We start from the raw sequence: 25368 nt of genomic DNA on the forward strand, positions 1-25368 counted from the left end.
CAGGTTGATAATAAGTTGTTTATAAGTTAAATTTATTTAATCAATATCTAATTATCATTCTTATGTTTGGATCTAACACGCTTGAAATTGCCATTGGCATTATCCTTCTGTTTTTCCTGGTTAGTACATTGTGTACCGCAATACGAGAAGGCATTGAGGCAAAACTAAAAACCAGGGCTGCTTATCTGGAGCAGGGTATCAGAGAATTGTTAAATGATTTTACCGGGACGGGAATGGCTAAGAGCCTCTATGATCATCCACTGATTTCGGGACTATTTAATGGTGCCTATAAGACATTGGCGAAAGGGGACGAAACAACACTGAAACGGCCTGATTTGCTAGCTGGTGGAAAGGACCTGCCTTCTTACATTCCTTCTAAAAACTTTGCAAGAGCTCTTATGGATATCGCGACCAGAGGGAAGGATATGGGAGCCGTAAATTTAAATGAACCATCGAATACAATAACAATAGATAATATCCGCAATAATATTTCTAATCTGGGTAATCCTCAAATAGAACGCGCTATACTAAATGCACTGGATCTTGCCCAGGGAGATCTTCTAGCAGCTGAAACAAATATCGAGAACTGGTTTAACAGTTCTATGGACAGGATTTCGGGCTGGTATAAAAGATCTACTCAGTGGATAGTTTTTTGGATTGCGCTTTCTGTTGCAGTTGTTATGAATATCAACGTGTTTACTGTTGTTGATTATTTATCTAAGAACGATACTTCACGGAAAATGCTGGTACAGCGTGCGGGCGTGCTTACTAAAGATTCGACAATGCTTAAGATGGATTACATAGAGGCAGACAAAGCGCTTAAAGATCTTAAGCTGCCAATAGGTTGGTCAAATGATGACTCGTACAGGATCAATCATACTGAAAGAAGTGGTATTTGGAACAATTTTTTGGGGCCGGTGCTGGGATGGCTTATTACTGCTCTGGCAGCTACCATGGGGGCTCCTTACTGGTTCGATTTGCTAAATAAGTTTATGGTAATCCGATCAACAGTAAAACCTAATGAAAAGAGTGGGGAAGAGCCATCTCAGGATTTGAAAGGAAAGAAAAGCGATATTGTTTTTGTTACGCCACCACCAAATTCACCGACTAATTCAGTAATGGATAATGCTGAAAATGAACTTGACTGCTGTAGTGAGCCCTTTAATGAAGATACACCTGACCAGGAATTACCTGTTGCGAAAGGAGGTGTTGCGTTATGAGCTTTTCATTAACATGGTTACCTACAGTACTTTTAGACGCTGGTTTGAAAGTTGCAGAATGCCCTGGATGGGCAAATTTAGGCAGGTCGGAAATGGGAACTGTTGAAGGTGTACTTTGCCACCATACTGCCACAACTATTAGAAGCGGAAATATGCCCTCGCTGAACACCATTATTCATGGAAGATCTGGAAGGGATGCATTACCTGGCCCTCTAGCTCAGCTGGGCCTTGGCAGGGATGGTACTTATTATATCATTGCAGCTGGAAAGTGTAACCATGCCGGAGCTGGGATATGGAAAGGCATTACAGCCGGAAACACTCATTTTATTGGTATTGAAGCAGAAAATATTGGAGATGGAAGTGAACCATGGCCAGAGATCCAGTTGGATGCTTATGCCAGGGGTGTTGCGGCAATATTAAAACATATTAACAGGGGTGTAGAATTTTGCGCCGGACATAAGGAATACCGTTTACCACCAGGCACCAAGAATGATCCTAATTTTGATATGAATGATTTTAGGAGGAGGGTTCAGGATATAATGGACGGGAGGTCGGCTCCCGTTGTCATTCCAAAAGAAGAGCCTGCAGGATTAATTAGACAGACTTTGCGACGAGGCAAAGCAAATGATGCTGAGCTGGTAAAGATAGTTCAGGGAAAGTTGGGCTTAACTGTGGATGGCTTTTTTGGCCCTATTACAGAAGCAGCTGTCAGGGAATTCCAGCGTGGCAAAGGCCTGGTTGCAGATGGTATAATAGGACCGAAAAGCTGGGCAGTACTGGATACGTTATAACTTGTCGGTGAAATAGGATTTTCTACCATATTGCTGTGATTTTTGATACTAATTTTTTAGATAGGTCTCGTACATTTGGAGCTAACCAAAACTTTTACGGAGGATCTAAACTTGAGAATTTATTTAAGAACCGCATTACTTATTTTTTTACTATTACCTGTTTTAGCTAAAAGTCAATCGTCTGTTAATAATCAATTGTTAATGTGGTATGATAAACCTGCCGGTATATGGGAGGAAGCATTGCCTTTAGGAAATGGAAATACAGGTGCAATGGTGTTTGGTGGAATCGAGAAAGAAAGGTACCAGCTAAACGATAATACTTTATGGTCTGGCTATCCTAAGGATGGGAATAATCCGCAGGCAGCTTCATTATTACCAGAGCTCAGACAGTTCATTTTTAAAGGCGATTACGCCGGTGCTGAACAAACATGGCGCAAGATGCAAGGTCCTTATTCTGCACGTTACTTACCACTTGGTGATTTATGGTTAGATTTTGGTCATAAAGAAAAGGATGTAACGGCATATTCCCGAAATTTAGATTTAAAAACAGCAGTGGCTTCGGTTAAATATACGTTTGACAATGTGGTGTATAGCCGTTCTACCTTTATTAACCATCCATCAAAAATAATGGTGGTTGTTATTAAAGCGAGCAAGAAGGGAATGCTGAATTTAAAAGCTGCTTTAAGTAGTAAACTTAAATACAAGACCCATGCAGATGGTGAGAAACTGGTATTAAAAGGGCGTGCCCCGAAGTATGTTGCAGCAAGAAACTATTTTCCTGAGCAAGTGGTATATGATGAAAATGAAGGGTTAAGTTTTGAAGTTCAGGTAAAGCTTGCGGTAAAGGGTAGTAAAGCTAAAATTCTGAGCACTGATAGCTTATTGGAAGTAAGCGAGGCTGATGAAGTAAAGTTATATCTTACTGAGGCTACCAGTTTTAATGGTTTCGATAAATCACCTGCTAAGCAGGTGAGGAATCCTTCAGAGAAGAACAATGCAAATTTAGCTAAGGCAATCAAAAAAGGAGCGGATTTTTTGAAAGACGAGCATATAAAGGATTATACCTCATTGTTTAACAGGGTTTCTTTTGAATTGAAAGGTTCAAAAGATTACACTACACTACCTGTTAATGAGCGCTTAAAGCAATTTACAACTAATCCTTCTGATTTGGGGTTGCAGGCCCTTTATTATCAATTTGGGCGTTATTTGCTAATTGCAAGTTCCAGGCCAGGTGGTAGGCCTACGAATTTGCAAGGATTATGGAATGACCACGTACAACCACCTTGGGGGAGCAATTATACCATTAATATTAACACTGAAATGAACTATTGGCTGGCAGAAAACAGTAATCTATCTGAATGCCATATCCCGCTGTTTGATTTTATAGGGGAGTTGGCTGTAAATGGGGCCAAAACAGCTAAAATAAATTATGGTATTCAGGAGGGCTGGGTTGCCCATCACAATTCTGACCTGTGGGCAAAGACTTCACCGGTTGGAGACTATGATCAGGATAAAACGTATTACCCTGGTGCTTTTTGCTGGCAAATGGGTGGGGCATGGCTTAGCACTCACTTGTGGGAGCATTTTCTTTATACCAGAGATCAGAACTTTTTAAAAGATAAAGCTTATCCTTTGATGAAGGGAGCCGCTCAATTCATGTTGCAGTGGTTGGTTAAAGATCCTGAAACTGGGTTCCTAGTAACTGCTCCATCTACTTCGCCAGAGAATGTATTTAAAGATGGAGGTAAAACTTACAATATAAGCAAGGCCTCAACAATGGATATTTCTATAGTTCGTCAGCTATTTCAGGATGTAATTGGTGCCTCTGAGGCTTTGAATGAGGATATGGCTTTTCGAAACGAGCTGAAGCAGGCACTTGCCTCTTTATATCCTTACCATATAGGGAAGTACGGACAGATACAGGAATGGTTTAATGATGTTGATGACCCTAAAGACATGCACAGGCATATTTCCCATCTGTATGGTTTATTTCCTGGGAATCAGATAAGTCCTGAACGTACTAAGGATCTTGCTGAGGCAGCTAAAGTTACTTTAAAACATAGGGGTGATGTAAGTACAGGATGGAGTATGGCCTGGAAGATGAATTGGTGGGCAAGACTGAGAGATGGAGAACATGCTTATAAAATTTTAGCAAAAGCCTTTAATTATATCAATCCAAACGATAAGACCTTTAAAAGTGCAGGAGGCGGAGGTACTTATCCGAATCTTTTTGATGCGCATCCACCCTTTCAGATTGATGGAAATTTTGGAGCAACAGCCGGAATTACAGAAATGTTAATGCAAAGCCATGAAGGAAAAATATCGTTGCTGCCGGCTTTACCTTCTGAATGGCGGGATGGTACAATAAAAGGAATAAAAGCAAGGGGGAACTTTGAATTGGAGATGGTTTGGGAAAAAGGTAAGCTAAAACAGGCAAAGATTAAGTCTGTTAAAGGAGGTATTTGTAAAGTTGAGGCACCTGAATTGCTAAAGGTAAAGGAACTTTCTAACTCTAATCAAGTAGCAGAAGGAAAAGTGTTATCCTTTAATACTCAAAAGGGAAAGGTGTATACATTGATTTTGAATTAAAGCAAAAGACCGGATGATTATATATTTTGAATCATCCGGTCTTTTAAATCTAACTCCCCCTATAGAGTGCGAATAAAACTGAAAACAGTGGCTAGTTGTTTAGTTAAGAATTGAGTTGTATCACCTAGAACAGCGTTTGCAGTTGCGGTAACATTTCCTAATAAAGCACTTAAAGAGCTCCATACTATACCACCACCATCAGTTTTAGTCATTTCAACCGAGTTCATTTCCTGAACACCTAAATTGTTTAGTTCTAACTTTTTCATAATTGTTTACAATAAGATAATTTCCTTACTCGTTAAAGGCCTTTCAGGGTATGCCTGATGCTTTTAAAAAGCATTAGAACTAATTTAAATATTATTTAAGTTGATGTGTTTATTCACTTTGTTCAGTATTGAAAGCCCTGGAACTAAATATCTAACAATCGCCTGTGATAGTTAATTTGACCAAGGTGGTAGGCCAGATGTGAGCTCAGGTAAATGAGCATATATTTTACCGATTTATCATTCTCTAAAACTTTTACTTCAGGATAATTATGTTCCAGGTCATCTTCTGTTAGCTGATCAAGTGAATCAGCTACTATTTTGATGGTATCTTCAATTTGTCTGATCAGCTCGCCTCTTGGAACATCTTTTAGTGAAAATTCGAGTTCTCTATTTCTAATATACCCGGTTTTACCCAATTCTGCTCCAATAAACGTATTCAGATTTCCTGCCAAGTGTAAGCACAGGTTACCAGCGGAATTACTTATTGAATTTTCAGTTTTCCAAATATTTTTCTCGTTTTGATACTGTTCAATTTCAAGTTTTACCTTATTCAAATCTCTTACAAAGAGTGATTTTAATGATTCCTTTAACATATTAGGCCGTTTAATTATTTATAAGTCTGTTATTTGTTTCAGTATTAATTTAGAGATTACATCTGCATTGGCATATACCATAAAGTGGCCACCACCTTCAATTTGTATATCTGGTTTATTGTATCTGATTGGCAATATATGGTCTGCCGTACCATGCAAATGAGTTAAATTAATTGGTTTTTCTTTATTTCGCCAGTTTAATATGCAGCTAAGTGCCCATTTCATAAAGTAGGGGTCACTATCTATAACGAGTTGTTTTAATAATTTCATCTCTTCGGGTGTTTTAGCACCCAAAAACTTCAACCCTAAGTTGTTTCCACTCTTTAAAAGACTAATGGGGATTGCTTTTTGCAAGCCTAAACTGCCTGCCATTTTATAATACCAGGGTAGATTTGTAAAAACCGGCAGACTGGAAATAATGAAAGTATGTAATGGTTTTAGTTTTTTAGAAATCTCAGTAGCCAACATACCGCCAAAGGATAAGCCAATTAAGTAGAATGGAGATGAGGTGTCTATTTTAGATGCTAATCTGATAGCATAGTCTTCTAAAGACTCATTTTTTAATGCTGGAATCCAGTCTAAATAAACCAGTTCGAAATGGGACGGGAAAGCAAGTTTTCTAAATGCACGTCTGTCGGCTCCCAAGCCGCTGATGAAATATATCTTTTCTGTCATTACTAATATAAAATTAAGGTATTACTCCCTTATCTTTATACATATGAAAGCTATTAATTTTAATCCGGTTGATTTTGAACCTGTAAGGCAAATTGCGTTGCAGTTTCCTGATTCCTCTGATAGCTTATCACATTATGACACACCCTCGGTAAAGATTAAGAAGAACCTGCTTTGCAGACTACATGAAAATGGAGAATGGATTGCGATAAGGACAGATTTTGAAAGCAGGGAGAGATTTTTGGAGGAATATCCGGAAAGCTGTTTTATTACACCTCATTACAAAGAATATCCTTATATCTGTTTATATGTTAACAGTTATAGTAAAGAGCTACTAAAGGAGGTACTGGAAACAGGTTTTAACGCTATTAATGAGAAAAAGAGAAAATAGCGCTATATTTACGTAACCCTAAATTTTGGGGAATAGAGTATAATAAACCTAAATTACGCCTCATGAGTACCTATATTTTGTTTAAAACAGTTTTTATTGTTCTTATCTTAAGTTGTATTGCTGTTCTCTTAAGCGTCTGTATATAGTCCCTTTTTTTGGTAAGGGTTTTAATTAGTTTTGTGTATGGCAAAGCTTCATTCAAAACCTCAGATATACCCTTCGAGCTTAAATTTTTTAAACCAATTAAAAGAAAATAATAACAGAGAATGGTTTAATGAACACAAAGCAGAATTCCAAAAAGAGCAGGAATTTATAGAGATTTTCGCTGAGGGATTGCTACAGAAGCTAAACGTAGATGATGTAATAGAAACTCCTTCAGGACGCAAAAGCGTGTATCGTATTTATAGGGATACCCGTTTTTCTAAGGATAAGACTCCTTATAAAACACATTGGAGTGGTAGTTTTAGGCGAGCGACTAAATATCGCAGAGGAGGTTATTATTTTCATATTGAACAAGGAAATAGCTTTATTGCAGGTGGATTCTGGGGACCTTCGGTACAGGATTTAAAACAGATCAGGGAGCATATTGCCTTTGATGCTACTCCATTGAGAGATATATTACAGAGTAGGGCATTTATTTCAACATTTGGAACATTAAAAGGAGAACAGCTGAAAACTGCACCCAAAGGTTTCAATGCAGACCATGAAAACATTGACTTATTACGTTATAAGCAGTTTTTACTCATTAGAAAATTTTCTGATGATGAGATTTTAAATGATGGCTTTTTAGAAGAAGCGACCTATACTTTTAAAAATATGCGTCCGTTTTTTGACCATATGAGTGAGGTATTGACAACCGATATTAATGGAATTGAAATATGAGATTTTAAAATTCAAGATTTTTAAGATACATGCGTGGGGTATGACCATACTGTTTTCTGAATTCTCTGCTAAAGTATTTTGGGTCGTTAAAACCTACTAAATAAGAAATTTCTGAAATGGTATATCTGTTTTCTGTTAACAGCTGAGCAGCTTTTTTTAATTTAATGGATTTGATAAAATCATTTACAGAGAGGCTTGTCATTGTACGAATCTTTTTATACAGTACGGGTTGACTCATTCCAATTTTTTGGGCTAGTTCAGGTACACCAAAACTTTCATCAGACATGTGACTTTCAATGTAAGCCAGTATTTTTGTCATGAATGCATGATCTGTTGAATTTACAGTGATGTCTTGAGGCTGCAAATTTACCTGTTGAATGAATTTTTGACGCATTGTAGCCCTTGATTGGAGCAAATTGCGCACGTTTAGAAGTAGCAGATCCATACTAAATGGCTTGGTAATGTAAGCATCGGCTCCCGTTTCCAGTCCACTTACCTGGTGGATATGTGATGATCTTGCAGTAAGCAGAATTATTGGAATGTGACTGGTACGTTCATCTGATTTAAGTTTAGCACATAATTCCAATCCATCCATGACAGGCATCATTACATCACAAATAATAAGATCAGGCAATAATTCAATTGCTGTTTCCCAGCCCTTTAACCCGTCAACGGCTTCTGTTACTTGGTATTGTTTGCCTACACCTAAGGAAATGAGCTGCATAATTTCTGCGTTATCTTCAACAATCAGGATAGTTTCCTGAGCTTTTGAATGTTCCTGTTGCTGGGTTGCTGGCTTTTCGCCGGTGTGCCCGGTATATAGTTTAGAAGGGAATTCGGTACTTTTAACTTCACTAAGTTCAATAGGTTTAAAGTGAGAATTTCCTTTCTTAAGTTTAACAATGAAACAAGTGTAGCCTTGTTCTTCAGTGCTTGCGGGATTACTAATGATTTCTATTTTGCCATGATGGGCCTCAATTATACTTTTTGATAATGCCAGGCCTATTCCCGAACCGATATGATTGGATTCCTGTTCATCTACCTGGAAATAATCACTGAAAAGCTTGTTTTGACTTTCATATGGGATACCTTTTCCGTTGTCTATAACCTTAATTTCTATAAACTGTTCATGTTCAGTTATTGATAATGTGACAGTGCCACCATCATTACTGAACTTAAATGCATTAGAAAGTAGATTAAAGAGAACCTTTTCCATCTGCGCTTTATCAAAATAAAGGATAACTTGATCTTGTTGATGGATAAACTCATATTGGATATTTCGTATGATTGCAGTATGACGAAATGCCAGAAACATTTCGTTAGCATAGCTGATAATGTTTGCTTTACTTACATGTAGTTTAAGGTGTCCGGTTTCAGCCTTCCTAAAATCCATTAATTCGGTTATGAGTCTCATAAGCCGATCTGCATTGTTTTTTATCGGAAGCACTTGTTGATGGACCTCGATATTGTTCTGTGAGGTTTTAGCTAGATCTTCTAAAGGAGCGAGAATTAAAGTTAGTGGTGTTCGAATCTCATGTGCGATATAAGTGAAGAAATTCAACTTCATTTTTTGTACGTCTTCTGATCGTTTTAATAATGCGCGTACAAAAAGATACCGGATGGTAAGAAAAAGTATAATTGAAAATATCAGTAAATAACATAAGTATGCCCACCATGTAGCCCATAATGGAGGTAGGATAGTAATGCTGATATCTGCCGATGCATGGCCAGGTGTTCCGTCGTTATTTACTCCTTTAACAATAAATGTATAATCTCCAGAGGGAAGGTTGGAATAGCTGGCACTTGGAATATCTGTATTGATCCAGTCTTTATCATAACCTTCTAGCTTATATGTGTATTTATTTTTGTCTGATCTGATATAATTTAATAAAGCAAAGCCCAGACTAAAATTATTGTGATTATGTTTAAATGTGAGGTTTTTAACGGTGTTTATGTTTTCTTTTAGCAACTGATCTGGCCCATTTACAGTAACAGGCTGATTGAACAGCTTTAAATTTGTAAAAACGATAGGGTCGTTATGAGTGTTAATTTCTATCTGATCAGGATAAAAAGAAGTGAGGCCATTGTATCCTCCGAAAAAGAACTCATTATTGTGGTCCTTGAAAAAGGATCTCATGTTAAAGTCGTTTCCTGCTAAACCATCACTTTTAGTATAGTTCTTGAATTTTTCGGTTTTAGGATTGAGGACAGATAATCCGTTATCAGTACTAATCCATAGATTGCCTTTTTTATCTTCAATAATACCCAATACATTGTTATTACACAAACCGTCTTTTTCGGTATAGGTTTTGAATTTTCGAGTTCTTGAATTGTACAAAGAAACACCGCCGAAATATGTTCCAAGCCAATATTTATCCTTTGCTGTTTGTATGATGCAATTGATATAATCTGATTGCAGACTATCAGGGTTTCCTTCCTTTTTGGTAAAATAGGCTAGCTTTCCTGTTTTTGGATCGTAAAGGTGCAAGCCTTTGGTTGTTCCGATCCAAATATTTTTGTTTGAGTCTTCAAAGAGGGTTTGAACATATTTAGAAAGTAGTTTTTTCTCTACTGGATTTTTTAGAGTATGATCATTATGACTATTTATATTATTGAGACCATCTCTGGATCCAACCCAGATTTTACCATTGCTATCTTCAAGTATGGTCATTATATCGGCTGTTCCCCGACTGTTGCTGGTGTCTTTTACATTTGTTATTTGTTGAGTAAAGGTTTTGGTTGCAGGATTAAAGATGCTGATGAGGCCCTCGTGCATCCCTATGACCAGATTTCCATTCTTTTGTTGTAATATAGTTTTAACCAGGTTAGAAGGTAATGTATTGTTATTACCCGGAATAGATTTGTAGTGCTTGTAGGTATTACTACTACGATCGAAGTGATTAAGTCCGCCACCTTCTGTTCCTATCCATAGGTTGTGTTGGGGATCTTCAACAATTGTACTGATAATATTGCTACTGAGACTTGAAATGAGTCCACTGGCCCGATAGGTTTTAAAACCTGTTGAATAGGGGTATAACGCATCGACACCACCATAAAAGCTTCCGACCCAAACCGTGTTACTTGCATCCTGAAAAATACTGTGTAAAGAGTTTTGAGTAAGACTCCCGGTCTGATCAGGGTTGTGCTTGTAGTTAGTAAATGTTTTTGTTTTTGGATTTAAAATGCTCAAACCCTCTTGTGTTCCTATCCATAGTGTTCCATTTTTATTGCGGATAATGTCGCGTATGTCGTTATGGATAAGGGTATTATTGTTTGTTGTGCTGTGGGTGTAATGGATGAATTTGTTTGGTTTTTGATATAAGTTTATGCCCTTGTCAGTACCAATCCAAATATTTTTGTCACTGTCGCTGGTAATGCTGGTGATGTAATTAGAACTAATGCTTGTAGGGTTGTTAGTGGCAGTTCTGAAGAGAACGGCCCTGGGCTTGCCTTTACTTATTGTCATTCGGATTAGTCCGTAACCTGTGCCAACCCATAGATTTTGCTCACTATCTTTAAACAGGCTATAGATATTGTTTGTCCGTTGGTTTTTATCGAGCTTATCAAAACGAAATGTTTTGAATTTACCACTTTTCCTATCTAAGAGACAGAGACCATTATAAGTGCCTACCCAGAGGTTTTTATCAGGATCTTCATAGATGCAATTTATAGTATCATTTAGGATCTTGATTTTGATAAAGTTATCGTTTTTATCGTCGTACCGGCTCAAGCCCTTAATTGTACCTATCCATAATTGTCCGAATGAATCGGATAGGAGGCAATCGATTACATTATGAGGAAGGCTCGTATTGTCTTTAGGGTTATTTGTATAAATTTTGAATTGAAAGCCATCGTATCTGTTCAGGCCACGCCTGGTGCCAAACCATAGAAAGTTCTTATGATCCTGGGCTATGCTTACCACCGAGTTTTGAGACAAGCCATTTTCCATACTAAGGTTGCTAAAGGAAGCTTCCTTTTGTGCATAGTTATTAAATGGAAAAAGCAGAAGGAGAAAGAGGTAATATGCCTTCATAATCAATTAAAGGTGTGAAAATACTCCTTTAGTTTTGGATTTTCTACCATAAGATTTAGAATTTTCATCTTTTTTGAGAGAATTAACAGCCAGTTTTGGTTCTATCAAATGCAAACATTATCAGCCGAAGGGATAGGAAATGAAAACGTTTGCAGAATGAATTGATAACCACAACCAAAACATCAACTAATCTTTAAACCTAAACAATGAATTCATGAAACCAAGAAATCTACGATTCTATGCGGCTGGACTTATCTGTTGGCTGACTTTCAGTAATAGCTTCGTTTTAGACGCCCATGCGGAAAAAAAGAATGGCCCGCTTAAAAAACCATTATCCAAAACAGCTCACTTTAACCAGAATCAGCAAAAAGCTTTAATTAAAGGTCAGGTTGTTGACATCAATAACCTTCCGATACCAGGTGTAAATATTAAGATAGAAAAATCAAATGTTACCACAGCGAGTGATAAAAATGGAAATTTTGAAATTACAGCTAACATTAATGATGCTTTAGTGTTTACTGCTATTGGTTTTACCAGTAAACGTATTGTTGTTGCAAATGAGAATGCAAAGCTAAAAGTTGTTCTTGAAGAGGAGAATAATAAACTTAATGAAGTAGTGGTAGTGGGATATGGTGTACAAAAGAAAGCAAATTTAACTGGTGCTGTTAGCCAGATAGATTCAAAAATGCTTGAAAACAGGCCTACTGCAAATCTTGGGCAGGCCCTGCAGGGGGTAATGCCTAACTTTAATGTGAATATTTCTAATGGAAGTCCTAATACCTCAGCTTCTTACAATATCCGGGGGGCTACGTCTTTTTTTAAGGATAAGAATGATGGTAATAAGATCAAATTTTCATCGGGTCAGCCTTTCACACTGGTTGATGGAATAGAGATGGATCCTAATCAATTAAATCCTGAAGACATAGAGTCTGTTACCTTGCTGAAGGACGCTGCATCTGCGGCAATTTATGGTGCCAGAGGTGCATTTGGTGTTCTTTTAATAAAAACCAAATCGGGCAAAGGCGGGCAAATAAAGGTTAATTACTCTAATTCATTTCAATGGAGTTCGCCAACTGCAGTTCCAGATATTTTAGACGCTTATACAATTCAGGAAGCTAGTATTAAAGCTTCGGAACTTGAAGGCATTTCGGCAGGTTCTAATGAAATATTAAAACTGCAAAAGATTAAGGAGTATATGGATGATCCTGTAAATAACGAGCCTTATTATTTTGCCGATGCCGATGTGAAAAAAACAAATATTTTATGGAGAGGGAATGTAAATCCTTATAAAGAAGCTTTATTGAAGTCTTCGCCTATGCAAAAGCATAACCTTTCGCTTTCCGGAGGAAATGAGAAAACATCTTTTTATGGTTCTTTTGGCTATCAGGATCAGGATGGATTATACAAGATCAATACGGATAATTTTAAACGCTATAATGCTTTGTTAAATGTAAGTTCAAAAGTAAACGATTGGTTTAAAATGGATTACAGGACGTCATTTAACAGCTCTACTTACATTGAGCCGGTTAGCCCTTCGGGTAAAGGAGGTTGGTGGACTGCAATGTCGCAAGAGCCTGGCCGTAATGTGAACATGCCTATACATGTTCCGGCATCTTTAAACTTACCACAGAGGTATACAGATAACATCCTGTCGTTTATGGAGTATGGCTCATCTGATAAAGAAACCAAATCGAACATTTTACTGGCTGCTGCTCCAACAATTACCTTTACAAAGGACTGGTCCTTGAAAGGAGATTTCTCGTATTTAAGTAACAGCAATATCCAAAAAACAATAGTGCCGCGTTTAGAGCGATTGGAAAGCACTGTAGGTTCATTTACTGCAGTTCATACAGATCCTGATTATGTTTCTCGTTACAATTTTAATGCTAATAAATATACCGTAAACATCTTTACGGATTATGCAAAGACAATTGCTGATAAGCATAACTTTCATGGAACGGTAGGTTTTAATCAGGAATGGTATACAGATCAAAGCGTATCTGCACAAAGAAATATGATCAATTCAAATGTTCCTGTTTTAGGACAGGCGCAGGGAGAAAGAACCGTAGGAGATAGCGAGCAGGAATGGGCAGTTCGTGGTGTGTTTTACAGGTTTACGTATAACTATGACGGCAAATATTTATTTGAATCGAATGGTCGTTATGATGGCACTTCAAGATTTCCTTCTGACATTCGTTATAAATTCTTTCCTTCATTTTCTGCGGGATGGCGTGTAAGTGAAGAATCTTTTGCTAAAGGTATAAAACCTTATATCAATGATTTTAAGCTTAGAGCCTCGTATGGTAGTTTGGGCAATCAGAATGTAGCCAATTACATCTATATATTAAATTATGGAACAAACAGCCAGCTTCAATATTTATTAAATGGAGTCAGGCCAGTTGGGGTTACGCCTCCAGGATTGGTAGATCCGGACTTAACCTGGGAAACCGCAACAACTATTGATTTTGGATTTGATTTGACTGCCTTTAAAAATTTCGAGATCAATTTTGATTGGTATAGAAGAAGGACATCAGATATTTTAATTGATGGACTGAAATTTCCTTCAGTTCTGGGAGCTTCATCTCCAACAAGAAATTCTGCAACTATTGATACGAAGGGCTGGGAACTGACAATGAAGTATAGGAATACGACTGGTTTTGGGCTAAACTATGATTTAGGTTTAACCTTGGGAGATAGCCAGGCAGAGGTAGTGAAATTTGGAAATAATCCTAATAAATTGTTGAGTGATCAGTATTTATATGAAGGACAGAAGATGGGTGAGATTTGGGGTTATGAAACTTATGGGATTTTCCAGACTAAAGAAGAAATTACCAATTCACCTACTCAGAAGTTAATATCTTCTGGTCTTTGGTTCCCAGGCGATGTAAGGTACAAGGATATTGATGGAAATAACGAGATAAATTTTGGAAACAATACTGTTGGAAATTCAGGAGACAGAAAAATAATAGGTAACAGTACGCCAAGGTATCAGTTTGGGTTTAACTCTAACTTTAGCTACAAAAATGTAGATCTGGATATTTTTGTTCAGGGAGTTGGTAAGAGAGACTTATGGATAGGGAACAATCTTTATTGGGGAGCAGGTACAACTGGTACATGGGAAACTTACAATAACTCGTGGACACCGGAGCGTACTGGTGCCTTTTATCCGGCCTATAAAAATGCCAGCAGAAACAGACAGGTACAAACGCGGTACCTTGAAAATGGGGCTTACCTGCGTATGAAAAACCTGGCTTTAGGATATACCTTGCCAAGGGCCTTTACTGAGAAAATTAAATTACAAAGAGTAAGACTTTCTGCTTCGGCCTATAATTTATTTGAATTTAAAAGTGTGCCAAAAACATTTGATCCTGAACTGGTTGGTATGAATTATCCGATTCTCAGATCGTATGCATTTGGTTTGCAGGCAACATTTTAGATCAATTTAAATAGAACTCAAATTAAACAAACATGAAAAGGAACATAAACATATATACATTAGGAGTAATATCGTGCTTACTGCTTTTTGGATGCAAAAAGAATTTGTTAGACAAATATCCTTTGGATCAGATCACTGATGAAAATTACTGGAAAACTGAGAATGACCTGAAACTTTATACTAATAGCCTTTACCCGAAATATATTGTTGGATTTGGAACCGATTTTGCCGATGGTACAGTTCAGCCTTATGGGGTAAATGTGAATACATTGGTTTATGGTGATGTAATTAGTGATAATGCCGCGCCACTTACCTATTCAAAAGTGGGAACTGACGAATACATAGCTTACCTATCTGGTGGTAGTGGCTCTGGAGGTTGGAATTTTGAAGGGATAAGACAACTGAATTTTTTTATAGATAATTATAAACGCGCTAATTTGCCGGATAATGTTGCTAACAAATATTTAGGTGAAATTTACTTCTTTAAAGCCTGGGATTATTTTAATAAGGTAAAATTATTTGGGGATGTTTCGTGGTTACAGCATTCATTAAACATTAACTCGCCGGAACTTTTTGAGGCCAGAACTCCAAGAGCACAGGTAATGGACTCTGTAATTAATATTCTTAATAAGGCTATTGATTATTTACCTGCTAAGGGAAGTGAAGAAACCAATCGTTTGAATAAGGATATGGCGCTTTTCTTAAAATCAAGAATAGGGTTGTTTGAAGGAACTTACAGGAAGTATCATACGGAATTGGGTCTGGATCCAAATGCCTATTTAAGGTATTCCGTTGAAGCATCGGAGGCATTGCTTAATAAATACAGCTTAGTACAGGGAGACCATAATACGGTATATAATAGTTTATTTGCTACAGAATCTTATAAAACTAACACTGAAGTCATTATGTGGAGGGAGTATTCTACAGCGGTTACTTACGGTGCCGCTTTTAGCCGCTATTTTGCACAAAATTTAAGGCATCAGTTTGGAGCTACAAGAAGCCTGGTAGATGAATATTTATGTTCTGATGGCTTAACAATTTCGACAAGCCCCTTATTTAAAGGTAAGGAATCGATTCAAACAGAGATGGAGAATCGCGACCCGCGTTTAACACAGACTATTGCAAATTTTGGAACCTATAATCTGGCAAGTACTACCATACAAGGCGCAAATAATGCTCCATTGCCAAACTTACCGGGTATGAATGGGAATAAGTGCCCTACAGGTTATCGTTTGGCTAAATGGTTCTATAATAGTCCGGTAGACTGGGAAAGAGTTACTAACGGCCAACAGGCTGCACCTGTATTTCGTTTTGCGGAAATACTGTTGAACTATGCTGAAGCAAAGTATGAATTAGGTGAAATTAATCAGCTGGTTATTGATCAGACAATTAATAAACTAAGGGACCGCGTAGGAATGCCTCACTTAATTATGGGCAATGAGCCTGCAGATTCACGTTTGGATGGAATATATCAAACCTATGTTGGAGTTCCAATTAATCCTTTATTGAGAGAGATTCGCAGGGAAAGAAGGGTGGAAATGGCATTTGAAAATACCCGTTGGGATGACTTAATGAGATGGAAAGCGGGTAAATTAATTAATGTTCCTGTTGAGGGAATTAAGTTTGTTCAATCGCAATTCCCAACTGTAGTAGTTAATAAGGATATATATTTAAGCGCCGAGGGTTACATACTACCGTATTTTAAAACAATACCAACAGGACGCAAATTTGATGAGACAAAGGGCTACTTATTTCCAATTCCGACAGAGGATTTGCTTTTAAATAACAAGCTGGTTCAGAATCCAAACTGGAAATAAATAATCTATTTAATAAAAATATAAGACACACATATTCAGTAAATCATGGTTAGAAAACCCATTAAACGCTTTATTGCCCTACAATTATTATTTATTTTAATTGCAAGTACGACTTACGCTCAAAATGCTGAAAGGATAAAACTAAAGCATGGCTCGCACCGTGAGGGTAAGCGGACTGATTCTGTAATGCAGAAATGGAGAGGTAACGGTTTGGGACAGTTTATTCATTGGGGCTTGTACGCTATTCCTGGGGGAGAATGGAATGGCAAACAGTATAATGGTGCAGCAGAGTGGATCAGATCGTGGAATGGGATACCTAAGTCGGCCTATGATTCTTTAATATATAAGTTTAACCCTATAAACTTTAATGCGGATGAGTGGGCTTCGATTGCCAAAAATATGGGAGCAAAATATGTAACCATTACCACTAAGCATCATGACGGTTTTTGTTTGTGGCCAAGTAAGTATACCTCGTATACTGTAGCCAATTCCCCGTGGAAAAAAGACATTATGAAGCCACTGGTTGATGCTTATGATAAGGCTGGTTTAGATGTGATCTTATATTTTTCAATTATGGACTGGAACCATCCGGGATGGCGTTATGATATAAAAACCAAGGCGGACAGCATCGCTTTTGAGGGGTTCAAAAAGTTTACCCGCAATCAGCTGATAGAATTACTTACAATGTATCCAAAAGCCAAAGGGTTATGGTTTGATGGTACCTGGGATAAATCGTGGGTTAAACAGGCTAAGTTTGCAGATGAACTGGAAGCTGAAATGCGAAAGCTCCGCCCGGGTTTGATTATAGGAAGTCGATTTAGAGCAGATGAATATGGAAAACGCCATTTTGACTCTAACAATGTATTAATGGGGGATTATGAACAAGGCTGGGAGCGTAAACTTCCAAACTCAATTGCTGATGTTCATGGTAATGATTGGGATTGTGTTATGACAATCCCTGAAAATCAGTGGGGATACAATAAAGCGTGGAAAGGGCACATTAAAAGTTCAAATGAATTAATTGAAATGACAGCCAAAGCTGTTTCATTGGGAGGTAATTTTGTTTTGAATTTTGGTCCTAAGGGTGATGGTTCTATTCGTGATGAAGAGAAAAAGCTTGCATCGGAAATAGGGGATTGGATGAAGGTTAACAGCGAGGCGATATACAATTGTGAATATAGCGGGTTAGAGAAGCAAGACTGGGGTTATTTTACAAAGAAGAGGGAAAAAGATAAAGTGTATTTGATTATATTTAATACACCGGTATCGGGCGCTTATCGTGTAAAATTGCCCGCAAAAACTGCGATTGCGAAATCTTATCTGCTTACTAATCCAAATATGGATTTAAGAGTAGAGGAAGTGCATAGCAATGAATATTTTATTTATGCCAAACCCACTACTGAAGCTAAACCTTTTGTAATTGTATTGGATACAAAGAAAAAGGAAAATAATGGGGGAAATAATTATGAAAAGGCCAAAATATGAGAAGAAGGAAATTTATAGAAGCCCTGTCATTTGCCGGAATAGCTGGTGCAGTTAAACCAAGTCAGCTTTTAGCAGCAGAACAGCACGCTGAAAGCTTAAGTTTATACAAGAACGACAGGCAATACTGGTATGAACTTTTACATAAAATTGCTAATCCTGTGGTATCCAATCTGGCTAAGGGCACATTGAAAAAAAATATGCCACTTGAAAAATCAGCTACTTTTGATTCCAGATCATTAAGTGTGACCTATCTTGAAGCGGTAGGTCGCACTTATGCGGGAATTGCACCCTGGATTGCTTTGCCCAATGATAATAGCAGGGAAGGTATAATGAGAAAGGGATTGAAAGAAGATGCGATTACTGGCTTAAATAAATGTTTTGATCCTGCCGGTGCTGATCTTTTAAACTTCTCAAAGGATTATCAACCAATTGTAGATTCGGCATACCTGGCTCAAGCCTTTTTAAGGGCACCTGTAGCTTTATGGCAACCTTTGGATTCTTTAACCAAACAAAGAATTATAGCCTCGTTTAAATCGTTAAGGAACAGGAAGCCATTTAATAGCAACTGGTTATTGTTTGGTTCTATTACAGAGGCATTTTTACTGTCTATTGGAGAGGAGTATGACAACGGCAGATTGATGCATGGGGTAAAGAGTTTGAATGATTGGTATAAAGGTGATGGTTGGTATGGTGATGGGCCAAATTTGGCTTTTGATTACTATAATTCTTTTGTAATACACCCAATGATGGTTGATACGCTACGGGTTTTGGTTGATCATAAACTGGAAGAAGAGAAAACTTACGATGTTGCACTAATAAGAATGCAGCGTTATGCAGTTGGTCAGGAAAGAATGATTTCTCCGGAGGGAACATATCCACCTATTGGCCGCTCTATTACCTATAGAACCGGTGCTTTTCAGGCATTAAGCCAGGTTGCGCTAATGGAAAAGCTACCTGAAACTATCGCGCCAGCTCAGGTTAGGTGTGCTTTAACTAAGGTTAAAAAGAATATGTATAGCGTGCCAGGGACTTTTGATAAGAACAATTGGCTGAAACTGGGATTTTGCGGACACCAGCCCGAGATTGCAGATTATTATACATCTACAGGTAGTCTTTATATGGCTACACTATCATTTTTGCCGTTGGGATTACCTGCAACAAATTTGTTCTGGACTCAAGAGCCTGTTGACTGGACTGCAAAAAAAGCCTGGAGCGGACAATCGTTCCAAAAGGACTACCATGTGGATTACTAATGGGTTTTCTGATGGATTTCTTTTAATATTAACAAAGGTAATTGTGTGCTTAAGGCCAGTTTTCTGGTCATGCTTTTATGAAAAAGCCCCTCAAAGAATCCATAGGATCTTGCAACTATTATTACTATGCCGGATTGATGCTGTTTGGCAAAGTCCATTATCCCTAATGCAATATCCGGATTATCAGTATAGTGATACTCGGAAGTTTCATTATCCCATAACTTGTGCAAGTTGTATTGTTCAGTGATGCTATCGGGATTAAAATGGGTTGATTCATTGTGATCAACATTTAATAGAAGAAGTTTAGCGCTTAAAGCATGGACAAAAGATTTTATGGTATCTACGGGGCTGCTTTCACTTACCTCTTTTAAGTCGCAGCTTAATACTACGTTTTTTATAGTTGTATAATTGGATTCGTTAGGAATAACCAGAACGGGTACAGTCAGATTTTTGGAGATGCTTATTGTATTGCTGCCAATTAGTGCAGTAAGTCCTCTACTTTTTCCGGTTATACCGATTACTACAAAGGGATCTGCATATTGCTCTGATAGCTCTTGCAGACCCATTATTAAAGGATTATCGTTCGCATGAATTTCAAAGGAGGCATCTGAGGCACATAAATCTAAAATTGCTGCTTGTAAATTATGAAGAGAGCTGATGCACTTTTCGTGTAGCGCATGAGCATCCCTATTTTCAGGGAAAGGAATCTCAGTAGCAGTAGGCAACTCATATGAATGATACAATACGATTTGCTTTGCATTAAGTTGTGTACTTAATGATGCCGCATACCTTGCTGCATTTAATGCAGATGCAGAAAAATCAGTTGCAATGATGATGGTTTTCATAGATCCGCTCTTGATTTCTCCTTTTTTAACAAATATTACCTGCTAAATGTTTTGGTTTTCAAAAAATCCAGACTGTGTAATTACTCAGTCTGTGAGAAACTTATACCTACTTTTTGTGAATAATATTTCACAGGTCTGTGAAATAAACTGTGAAATATTTACAAAATGGTTTACAACCAGTTAAAGTATGGTTCATGAATTATAATAAGTCTGTAAATTCATATCATAGTATTTAATCAAACATTTATTGTGTTTAATTTAAATTATATTTTATGAATCTAAGATGCCTCTTATGTTACTTAATGTTAATAATATTAAGTAGCTGTTCCCGCCAAAGGAATTTGGTCTATTTCAGCGATCTGAAAGGAACGAATGAAATTAGTTCACAAGTTTTGGAAGCCGGGGAGCCTACCATTCTTGAGAATGATGTATTAGGTATTACCGTTAACAGTACCAGCCCCGAATCAAATATTTTGTTTGCCCCTGTTCCAGGCAGTCCAACTATGGGTGGAATGTATGAAAGAGAAGGATATAGAGTAAATAAACAAGGTTATGTAAAGTTTCCGGTTATTGGACAAATTAAACTACAGGGTTTAACAGTAGGCCAGGCACAGGCACTTATGGAATCGGAACTTAATAAGTATGTGAAGAATGCCATTGTAAATATCAAGTTTATGAACTTTAAGGTTACAGTAATAGGCGAGGTTAACCACCCATCGACCTTTACGGTAACCAGTGAAAAAATAAATCTGCTTGAAGCATTAGGATTGGCTGGTGATATGACGCCATACGGTAAAAGAGAGAATGTTTTACTTATAAGAGAAGTGGATGGGCAGAGGAGAATGGAACGCGTAAACCTTAATAGTAAAGATGTACTTAGTTCGCCATATTTCTATTTGAAACAGAATGACGTAATCTACGTAGAACCTGATAAAGCAAAGTCAGTTGAGGTAAGTAATAATAATAGGCTAATGCCTTTGATAGTTGCAGCCATATCTGCTGTTGCTGTTTTGGCTACAACTTTTTTGAATAAGTAAGGCAGTGTTAATCTTTTAAACTTAAAGAGATGGCTTTTAATAAACAAACTCCGATAAACAGCCCTGATTTGAAGGTGCAGATTATGAAATATGCTAAGTATTGGTATTTCTTTGGGCTTGCATTGCTTTTAGGCCTTGGCGGTGCATGGCTGTATCTTCAGGCTACTGTAGCTAAATATAAGGTAACCAGTACTTTGCTTGTTCAGGATGATTCAAAAGGCGATGGTTTGTTGAAAGGAACTGCTTTTAGTGATCTGAATATGTTTAAGACTGCTAAAACTGTTGATGACGAGATGGAGGTTATGAGGTCAAGGGATTTGATTTTTAAGGTATTGACTGATCTTAAAATGAATGTACGCTATCATTACAAGCTTCCATTGAAAATGAAGGAACTATACGGAAGCAATTTGCCGATGGAAGTGCTTGTTGAAAAAATTGCTGATAAAGCACATACCTTAAAACTTACTTTGAAACCTATTAATAATGATCAGTTTATTTTAGGTGAAGAAGGTAAACAAACAATTTACCGTTTTGGTAATAAAATTACACGCCCTCAATTCAGTATTGTGGTTGAAAAAGGGCCTGCATTTGACGCTACTGGTAAGACAGTGCACTTCGGCTTTGTAGATCTATACCAGTTGGCTCAGGCTTACAGCACTAGTGGCTTGGTTATACTACCTGTTGTTAAAGATGCAAATACTGTTTCGTTAAGTGTTATGGATGCCATACCACAACGCGGTGTGGATCTGTTGAATACATTGATTTACAGGTATAACCAGGAGAATGTGAGCAATAAGAATTTAATGGCCTTAAACACTATTAAGTTTATTGATGGTAAATTGAAAATGCTGACCAGTAATTTATCTGGTGTTGAACAAGACGTAGAGAACTACAAAAGGAATAATAGAATTACTGAATTAAGCGCTGATGCGCAGATGAACTTGCAGTCGTCGGGCAATTACAATGATCAGCTATCAACTAGTGAAGTACAATTGAGCCTTATTCAGTCTATAATTTCTTATCTGAAAAATGCTGATAGTGAGTTTGAATTGGTTCCCAGTACTCTTGGCTTAAAGGATCCGACTTTATTAAGCCTTACCGAGAAATATAATGACCTGCAAATAGAAAGACAAAGACTGCTACGAAATAACAGTGTGAGTAATCCTTTGGTTATAAATCTTACTGAACAATTAACCAGTTTAAAAGCCAATCTGTTAGAGAACCTTAGTATGATAAGAAGGGGGTTAACTTTAGAGAAAAATAAGTTGAATAGTAAGTCTTCTCAGTTTGCTGCTAAATTAAACAGCGTGCCTGTAATTGAACGAGGATTGCTGGAAAGGAGCAGAGAACAAAGTGTTAAGACAACACTTTATCAGTATCTGCTTCAAAAAAGGGAGGAAACAGAGCTTTCGTTATCAGCCACTATACCTACATCTCAGATCATAGACAGACCGGCTTATAATCCGATTCCGGCAAAACCAAAAGTTCAAATGATCTATATGCTTGGGATGATGGCTGGATTATTTGTTCCGTTTTCGATAATCTATGTTAAAGATATATTGAATAATAAGGTTAAAGATATTTATGATATTGAATACATAGCTGTAAACGGAAAAATCCTTGGGGAGCTTAGTCATAAGGCAATTGGAGAATCTATTGTTGTGCATAAAGATAAAAGCACCACTATTTCTGAACTGTTCCGATATATAAGATCGAATCTGCAGTTTATGAATACGAATAAGAACAATAAGGTTCTATTGGTAACATCTACCACAAAAGGTGAAGGCAAAACATTTTTTAGCATCAATCTGGGCATCACACTGTCGTTGGTTGAAAAGAAAGTCGCAATTCTGGAGTTTGATTTACGGAAACCAGATTTGTTGAACAACATGAATATGCAAATGAAACTGGGCTTATCTGATTACCTAAAATCGGAAAACGTGGTTATTGATGATATTTTGACAAAATCTCCTCAATCTGATAATTTGTATGTGATTGGCTGCGGAGAGATATCAGACAGTCCGGCAGAGATTCTGATGAGTCATAAATTGAAAATTCTATTCCATGAGCTTAGAAAACGGTTTGATTATATAATTGTAGACACTTCGCCGATTGGCCATGTAGCTGATGCATTTACATTGGCAGAATACGCAGATTCGAGTATTTACCTGGTTAGATACAATTATACCAACAAGGCTGATCTGGCAATATTTGAAGAGATATGCGAGAACCGGAGACTGGTAAATCCTATGGTTGTATTTAATGATGCTAAGAAAGAGAATAAGAATGCTTACCGCTATGGTGGTTACGCTTATCCTGGCTAGGAGCTAATAGGTACTAAAGTTTAGTGAGGGGGGATTAGGTGACAGATCGGTAAATAGAAGGCCGATATATTCAAAAAAATGGACGGTGCGGAACTGAATTTTTCTCTAAAACTACAAAATATCATGTAAGTGAGGTAGCGAAGCTATATCTGACCACTATCTAATTAATAATCTCAAACAAATTATGGAAAATCTGCCAACTATCAGAACCAACATGCCACGCAGATGGTATGTGATCTACACCCGCCCAAGATGGGAGAAAAAAGTGGATGAATTACTTAAACTACAGGGAATTACCAGTTACTGCCCTACAAGGAAGGTAAAGAATCAGTGGGCAGACAGAGTTAAAGAAGTAGAGCTTCCAATATTTAACTCGTATGTTTTTGTATTCATTAATCCTAGAGAAGAGCTTAAAGTGAGGGTAACTTTGGGGGTATTGAACTTTGTTTATTACATGGGAAAACCGGCACAGGTAAGGGATAGTGTTATAGAAGATATTAAGCATTGCCTTGAGGTATTTCCTGATACTGAGGTGTTGGCAATGCAATATTTAGAAGTTGGCGACAGAGTTAAAATAAAAGAGGGCTTGATGAATTTGAAAGAAGGCAAAGTGGTTAAAATTCAGGAAAGAACTGTGATTGTGGTAATAGACACCCTGAATTGTGTTTTGACTACTAAAGTAGCTATCAATAGTCTGGAACTGATTAACTAAGACAAACTTTATAGAATTATGGTACGCTTAAAAGAACTGGATGTTTTAAGGGGAATTGCTGCACTTAATGTAGTTGTATTTCATTATACATCTAAGTTCAGAATAAATTTTGGCCATAATTATCCTTCAAAATTTGATTGGGACATTGGTCGTTATGGAGTTGAGCTGTTTTTTATGATCAGCGGCTTTGTAATCTTTATGTCGCTTCAGGGAAAAACTTCGTTGGAAGATTTTGCTTATAAAAGGTTCTCACGACTGTATCCGACTTATTGGATTTGTGTGTTTATTACATTTCTAATCGTAAATATTTCGCAGGATCCTAAAATGGAGCCAAATAGCATCTCGATTCTGTTGATGAATATGAGCATGATACAAGGCGTTTTTGGGATAAAGAATGTAGATGGGGCATATTGGTCGTTGATACCTGAATTGTTTTTCTATGCTTTTATGGGTGGGCTGTTTCAGCTCAAAATGTTAGGCAAAGTAAGGACAATAGCGGTGATATGGTTAACATTAATGATTAGCAATAGTTTGTTTAAACTGCCTTTTGGAGCCTATTTGCTGAATTTACAATATGGGATGTTTTTTTTGGCCGGAATTCTTTTTTACAGAATTAAATTTAATGAAGGCGATTGGCGTGAACACATTTTAATAGGTTTTTGCTTTTTGGCTGGAGTAATAGAGAATCCGACTTTGATTTGCCTTGGTGTATTCTTTACAATATTTTGTCTGTTTTATCTATTTGTTTACGATAAGCTTAAGGTATTTGCGTGGAAGCCCTTTGTATTTCTTGGCTATATTTCTTACCCGCTCTATCTGCTGCATCAAAACATTGGTTTTGTGCTGATGAGAAAAATAGGAAAATACATACCTAATGAATTTCTGGTTATTCTTATAGGGATTGTTTGTATGATAACTGTGGCATGGCTGGTAACACGGTTTTTGGAAAAACCAATACTTCATTTTTTAAGGAACTACAGGTTTAGTAAACCCCGTTATTCGGGTTCCTTTCAGAAATAAAT

General features: G+C 37.3%; 18 protein-coding genes. 13 read left to right on the forward strand and 5 right to left on the reverse strand.

The window, feature by feature from the left end; all coding sequences use genetic code 11:
• The first annotated feature begins 62 nt into the window (after positions 1-62).
• The 3 genes from CPT03_RS06155 to CPT03_RS06165 all read left to right on the forward strand — a co-directional run bounded on the left by CPT03_RS06155 (position 63) and on the right by CPT03_RS06165 (position 4600).
• Positions 63-1220 (forward strand): hypothetical protein, encoded by a 1158-nt coding sequence (locus CPT03_RS06155; RefSeq protein WP_099438014.1) that lies wholly within the window; start codon positions 63-65, stop codon positions 1218-1220.
• Positions 1217-2011, forward strand: a complete 795-nt coding sequence (locus tag CPT03_RS06160) for an N-acetylmuramoyl-L-alanine amidase (RefSeq protein ID WP_099438015.1) — start codon at positions 1217-1219, stop codon at positions 2009-2011. The genes CPT03_RS06155 and CPT03_RS06160 overlap by 4 nt, the downstream gene beginning before the upstream one ends.
• Positions 2012-2122: 111 nt before the next feature.
• The gene (locus CPT03_RS06165) at positions 2123-4600 is read left to right on the forward strand and encodes a glycosyl hydrolase family 95 catalytic domain-containing protein (RefSeq protein ID WP_245869988.1); all 2478 of its coding nucleotides are present in this window, start codon (positions 2123-2125) and stop codon (positions 4598-4600) included.
• Between the two features lie 59 nt (positions 4601-4659).
• Here the strand turns inward: CPT03_RS06165 and CPT03_RS06170 are convergent, their stop codons facing one another.
• The 3 genes from CPT03_RS06170 to CPT03_RS06180 all read right to left on the reverse strand — a co-directional run bounded on the left by CPT03_RS06170 (position 4660) and on the right by CPT03_RS06180 (position 6134).
• Entirely contained in the window at positions 4660-4866 is a 207-nt protein-coding gene (locus tag CPT03_RS06170; protein ID WP_099438016.1) for a hypothetical protein, read from the reverse strand.
• A gap of 143 nt (positions 4867-5009) precedes the next feature.
• On the reverse strand, positions 5010-5459 hold the full coding sequence (locus CPT03_RS06175) for a DUF1572 family protein (RefSeq protein ID WP_099438017.1): 450 nt from the start codon (positions 5457-5459) through the stop codon (positions 5010-5012).
• 18 nt (positions 5460-5477) lie between these two features.
• Positions 5478-6134: an alpha/beta hydrolase gene (locus CPT03_RS06180; RefSeq protein ID WP_099438018.1), complete on the reverse strand. Its 657-nt coding sequence runs from the start codon at positions 6132-6134 to the stop codon at positions 5478-5480.
• A gap of 43 nt (positions 6135-6177) precedes the next feature.
• On the opposite strand from CPT03_RS06180, the gene CPT03_RS06185 reads away from it, so the two are divergent.
• Both CPT03_RS06185 and CPT03_RS06190 read left to right on the forward strand, forming a co-directional pair.
• Positions 6178-6522: a hypothetical protein gene (locus tag CPT03_RS06185; RefSeq protein ID WP_099438019.1), complete on the forward strand. Its 345-nt coding sequence runs from the start codon at positions 6178-6180 to the stop codon at positions 6520-6522.
• Between the two features lie 183 nt (positions 6523-6705).
• Positions 6706-7404, forward strand: a complete 699-nt coding sequence (locus CPT03_RS06190) for a DUF2461 domain-containing protein (protein WP_099438020.1) — start codon at positions 6706-6708, stop codon at positions 7402-7404.
• Positions 7405-7408: 4 nt separating this feature from the next.
• On the opposite strand, the gene CPT03_RS06195 is transcribed toward CPT03_RS06190, so the two are convergent.
• Positions 7409-11437 (reverse strand): hybrid sensor histidine kinase/response regulator transcription factor, encoded by a 4029-nt coding sequence (locus CPT03_RS06195; protein WP_099438021.1) that lies wholly within the window; start codon positions 11435-11437, stop codon positions 7409-7411.
• Positions 11438-11651: 214 nt separating this feature from the next.
• On the opposite strand from CPT03_RS06195, the gene CPT03_RS06200 reads away from it, so the two are divergent.
• Genes CPT03_RS06200 through CPT03_RS06215 form a run of 4 tightly spaced genes read left to right on the forward strand, consistent with a single transcriptional unit; the run spans position 11652 to position 19428 of the window.
• Positions 11652-14873 (forward strand): SusC/RagA family TonB-linked outer membrane protein, encoded by a 3222-nt coding sequence (locus CPT03_RS06200; RefSeq protein WP_099438022.1) that lies wholly within the window; start codon positions 11652-11654, stop codon positions 14871-14873.
• Positions 14874-14905: 32 nt separating this feature from the next.
• Complete coding sequence (locus CPT03_RS06205; protein ID WP_099438023.1) at positions 14906-16690, forward strand: RagB/SusD family nutrient uptake outer membrane protein; 1785 nt, start codon at positions 14906-14908, stop codon at positions 16688-16690.
• Between the two features lie 45 nt (positions 16691-16735).
• Positions 16736-18175, forward strand: a complete 1440-nt coding sequence (locus CPT03_RS06210; RefSeq protein WP_099438024.1) for an alpha-L-fucosidase — start codon at positions 16736-16738, stop codon at positions 18173-18175.
• Positions 18172-19428 (forward strand): DUF2264 domain-containing protein, encoded by a 1257-nt coding sequence (locus CPT03_RS06215; protein ID WP_099438025.1) that lies wholly within the window; start codon positions 18172-18174, stop codon positions 19426-19428. The genes CPT03_RS06210 and CPT03_RS06215 overlap by 4 nt, the downstream gene beginning before the upstream one ends.
• Here the strand turns inward: CPT03_RS06215 and CPT03_RS06220 are convergent.
• Entirely contained in the window at positions 19425-20273 is an 849-nt protein-coding gene (locus CPT03_RS06220) for a universal stress protein (RefSeq protein ID WP_099438026.1), read from the reverse strand. The two genes, CPT03_RS06215 and CPT03_RS06220, sit on opposite strands and share 4 nt — an antisense overlap.
• Before the next feature lie 302 nt (positions 20274-20575).
• Here CPT03_RS06220 and CPT03_RS06225 point away from each other — a divergent pair, with 302 nt between their 5' ends.
• The 4 genes from CPT03_RS06225 (at position 20576) to CPT03_RS06240 (ending at position 25366) form a co-directional block, all read left to right on the forward strand.
• Positions 20576-21310, forward strand: coding sequence for a polysaccharide biosynthesis/export family protein (locus CPT03_RS06225; RefSeq protein WP_245869989.1), 735 nt, complete (start codon positions 20576-20578; stop codon positions 21308-21310).
• Positions 21311-21339: 29 nt separating this feature from the next.
• Positions 21340-23634, forward strand: coding sequence for a GumC family protein (locus CPT03_RS06230; RefSeq protein ID WP_099438028.1), 2295 nt, complete (start codon positions 21340-21342; stop codon positions 23632-23634).
• Positions 23635-23818: 184 nt separating this feature from the next.
• On the forward strand, positions 23819-24346 hold the full coding sequence (locus tag CPT03_RS06235) for a UpxY family transcription antiterminator (protein ID WP_099438029.1): 528 nt from the start codon (positions 23819-23821) through the stop codon (positions 24344-24346).
• Positions 24347-24364: 18 nt separating this feature from the next.
• On the forward strand, positions 24365-25366 hold the full coding sequence (locus CPT03_RS06240) for an acyltransferase family protein (protein ID WP_099438030.1): 1002 nt from the start codon (positions 24365-24367) through the stop codon (positions 25364-25366).
• Positions 25367-25368: the final 2 nt, after the last annotated feature.

The sequence above is a fragment of the Pedobacter ginsengisoli genome (genome assembly GCF_002736205.1).
GTDB lineage: Bacteria > Bacteroidota > Bacteroidia > Sphingobacteriales > Sphingobacteriaceae > Pedobacter > Pedobacter ginsengisoli_A.

Bases quoted from the DNA above. Each gene is read 5' to 3' on its own strand.
- CPT03_RS06155 (WP_099438014.1), top strand. From the start codon at position 63: ATGTTTGGATCTAACACGCTTGAAATTGCCATTGGCATTATCCTTCTG.
- CPT03_RS06215 (WP_099438025.1), top strand. From the start codon at position 18,172: ATGAGAAGAAGGAAATTTATAGAAGCCCTGTCATTTGCCGGAATAGCT.
- CPT03_RS06180 (WP_099438018.1), bottom strand. From the start codon at position 6,134: ATGACAGAAAAGATATATTTCATCAGCGGCTTGGGAGCCGACAGACGT.
- CPT03_RS06220 (WP_099438026.1), bottom strand. From the start codon at position 20,273: ATGAAAACCATCATCATTGCAACTGATTTTTCTGCATCTGCATTAAAT.
- CPT03_RS06225 (WP_245869989.1), top strand. From the start codon at position 20,576: ATGTTAATAATATTAAGTAGCTGTTCCCGCCAAAGGAATTTGGTCTAT.
- CPT03_RS06190 (WP_099438020.1), top strand. From the start codon at position 6,706: ATGGCAAAGCTTCATTCAAAACCTCAGATATACCCTTCGAGCTTAAAT.
- CPT03_RS06240 (WP_099438030.1), top strand. From the start codon at position 24,365: ATGGTACGCTTAAAAGAACTGGATGTTTTAAGGGGAATTGCTGCACTT.
- CPT03_RS06185 (WP_099438019.1), top strand. From the start codon at position 6,178: ATGAAAGCTATTAATTTTAATCCGGTTGATTTTGAACCTGTAAGGCAA.
- CPT03_RS06210 (WP_099438024.1), top strand. From the start codon at position 16,736: ATGGTTAGAAAACCCATTAAACGCTTTATTGCCCTACAATTATTATTT.
- CPT03_RS06235 (WP_099438029.1), top strand. From the start codon at position 23,819: ATGGAAAATCTGCCAACTATCAGAACCAACATGCCACGCAGATGGTAT.
- CPT03_RS06195 (WP_099438021.1), bottom strand. From the start codon at position 11,437: ATGAAGGCATATTACCTCTTTCTCCTTCTGCTTTTTCCATTTAATAAC.
- CPT03_RS06205 (WP_099438023.1), top strand. From the start codon at position 14,906: ATGAAAAGGAACATAAACATATATACATTAGGAGTAATATCGTGCTTA.
- CPT03_RS06230 (WP_099438028.1), top strand. From the start codon at position 21,340: ATGGCTTTTAATAAACAAACTCCGATAAACAGCCCTGATTTGAAGGTG.
- CPT03_RS06200 (WP_099438022.1), top strand. From the start codon at position 11,652: ATGAAACCAAGAAATCTACGATTCTATGCGGCTGGACTTATCTGTTGG.
- CPT03_RS06170 (WP_099438016.1), bottom strand. From the start codon at position 4,866: ATGAAAAAGTTAGAACTAAACAATTTAGGTGTTCAGGAAATGAACTCG.
- CPT03_RS06175 (WP_099438017.1), bottom strand. From the start codon at position 5,459: ATGTTAAAGGAATCATTAAAATCACTCTTTGTAAGAGATTTGAATAAG.
- CPT03_RS06160 (WP_099438015.1), top strand. From the start codon at position 1,217: ATGAGCTTTTCATTAACATGGTTACCTACAGTACTTTTAGACGCTGGT.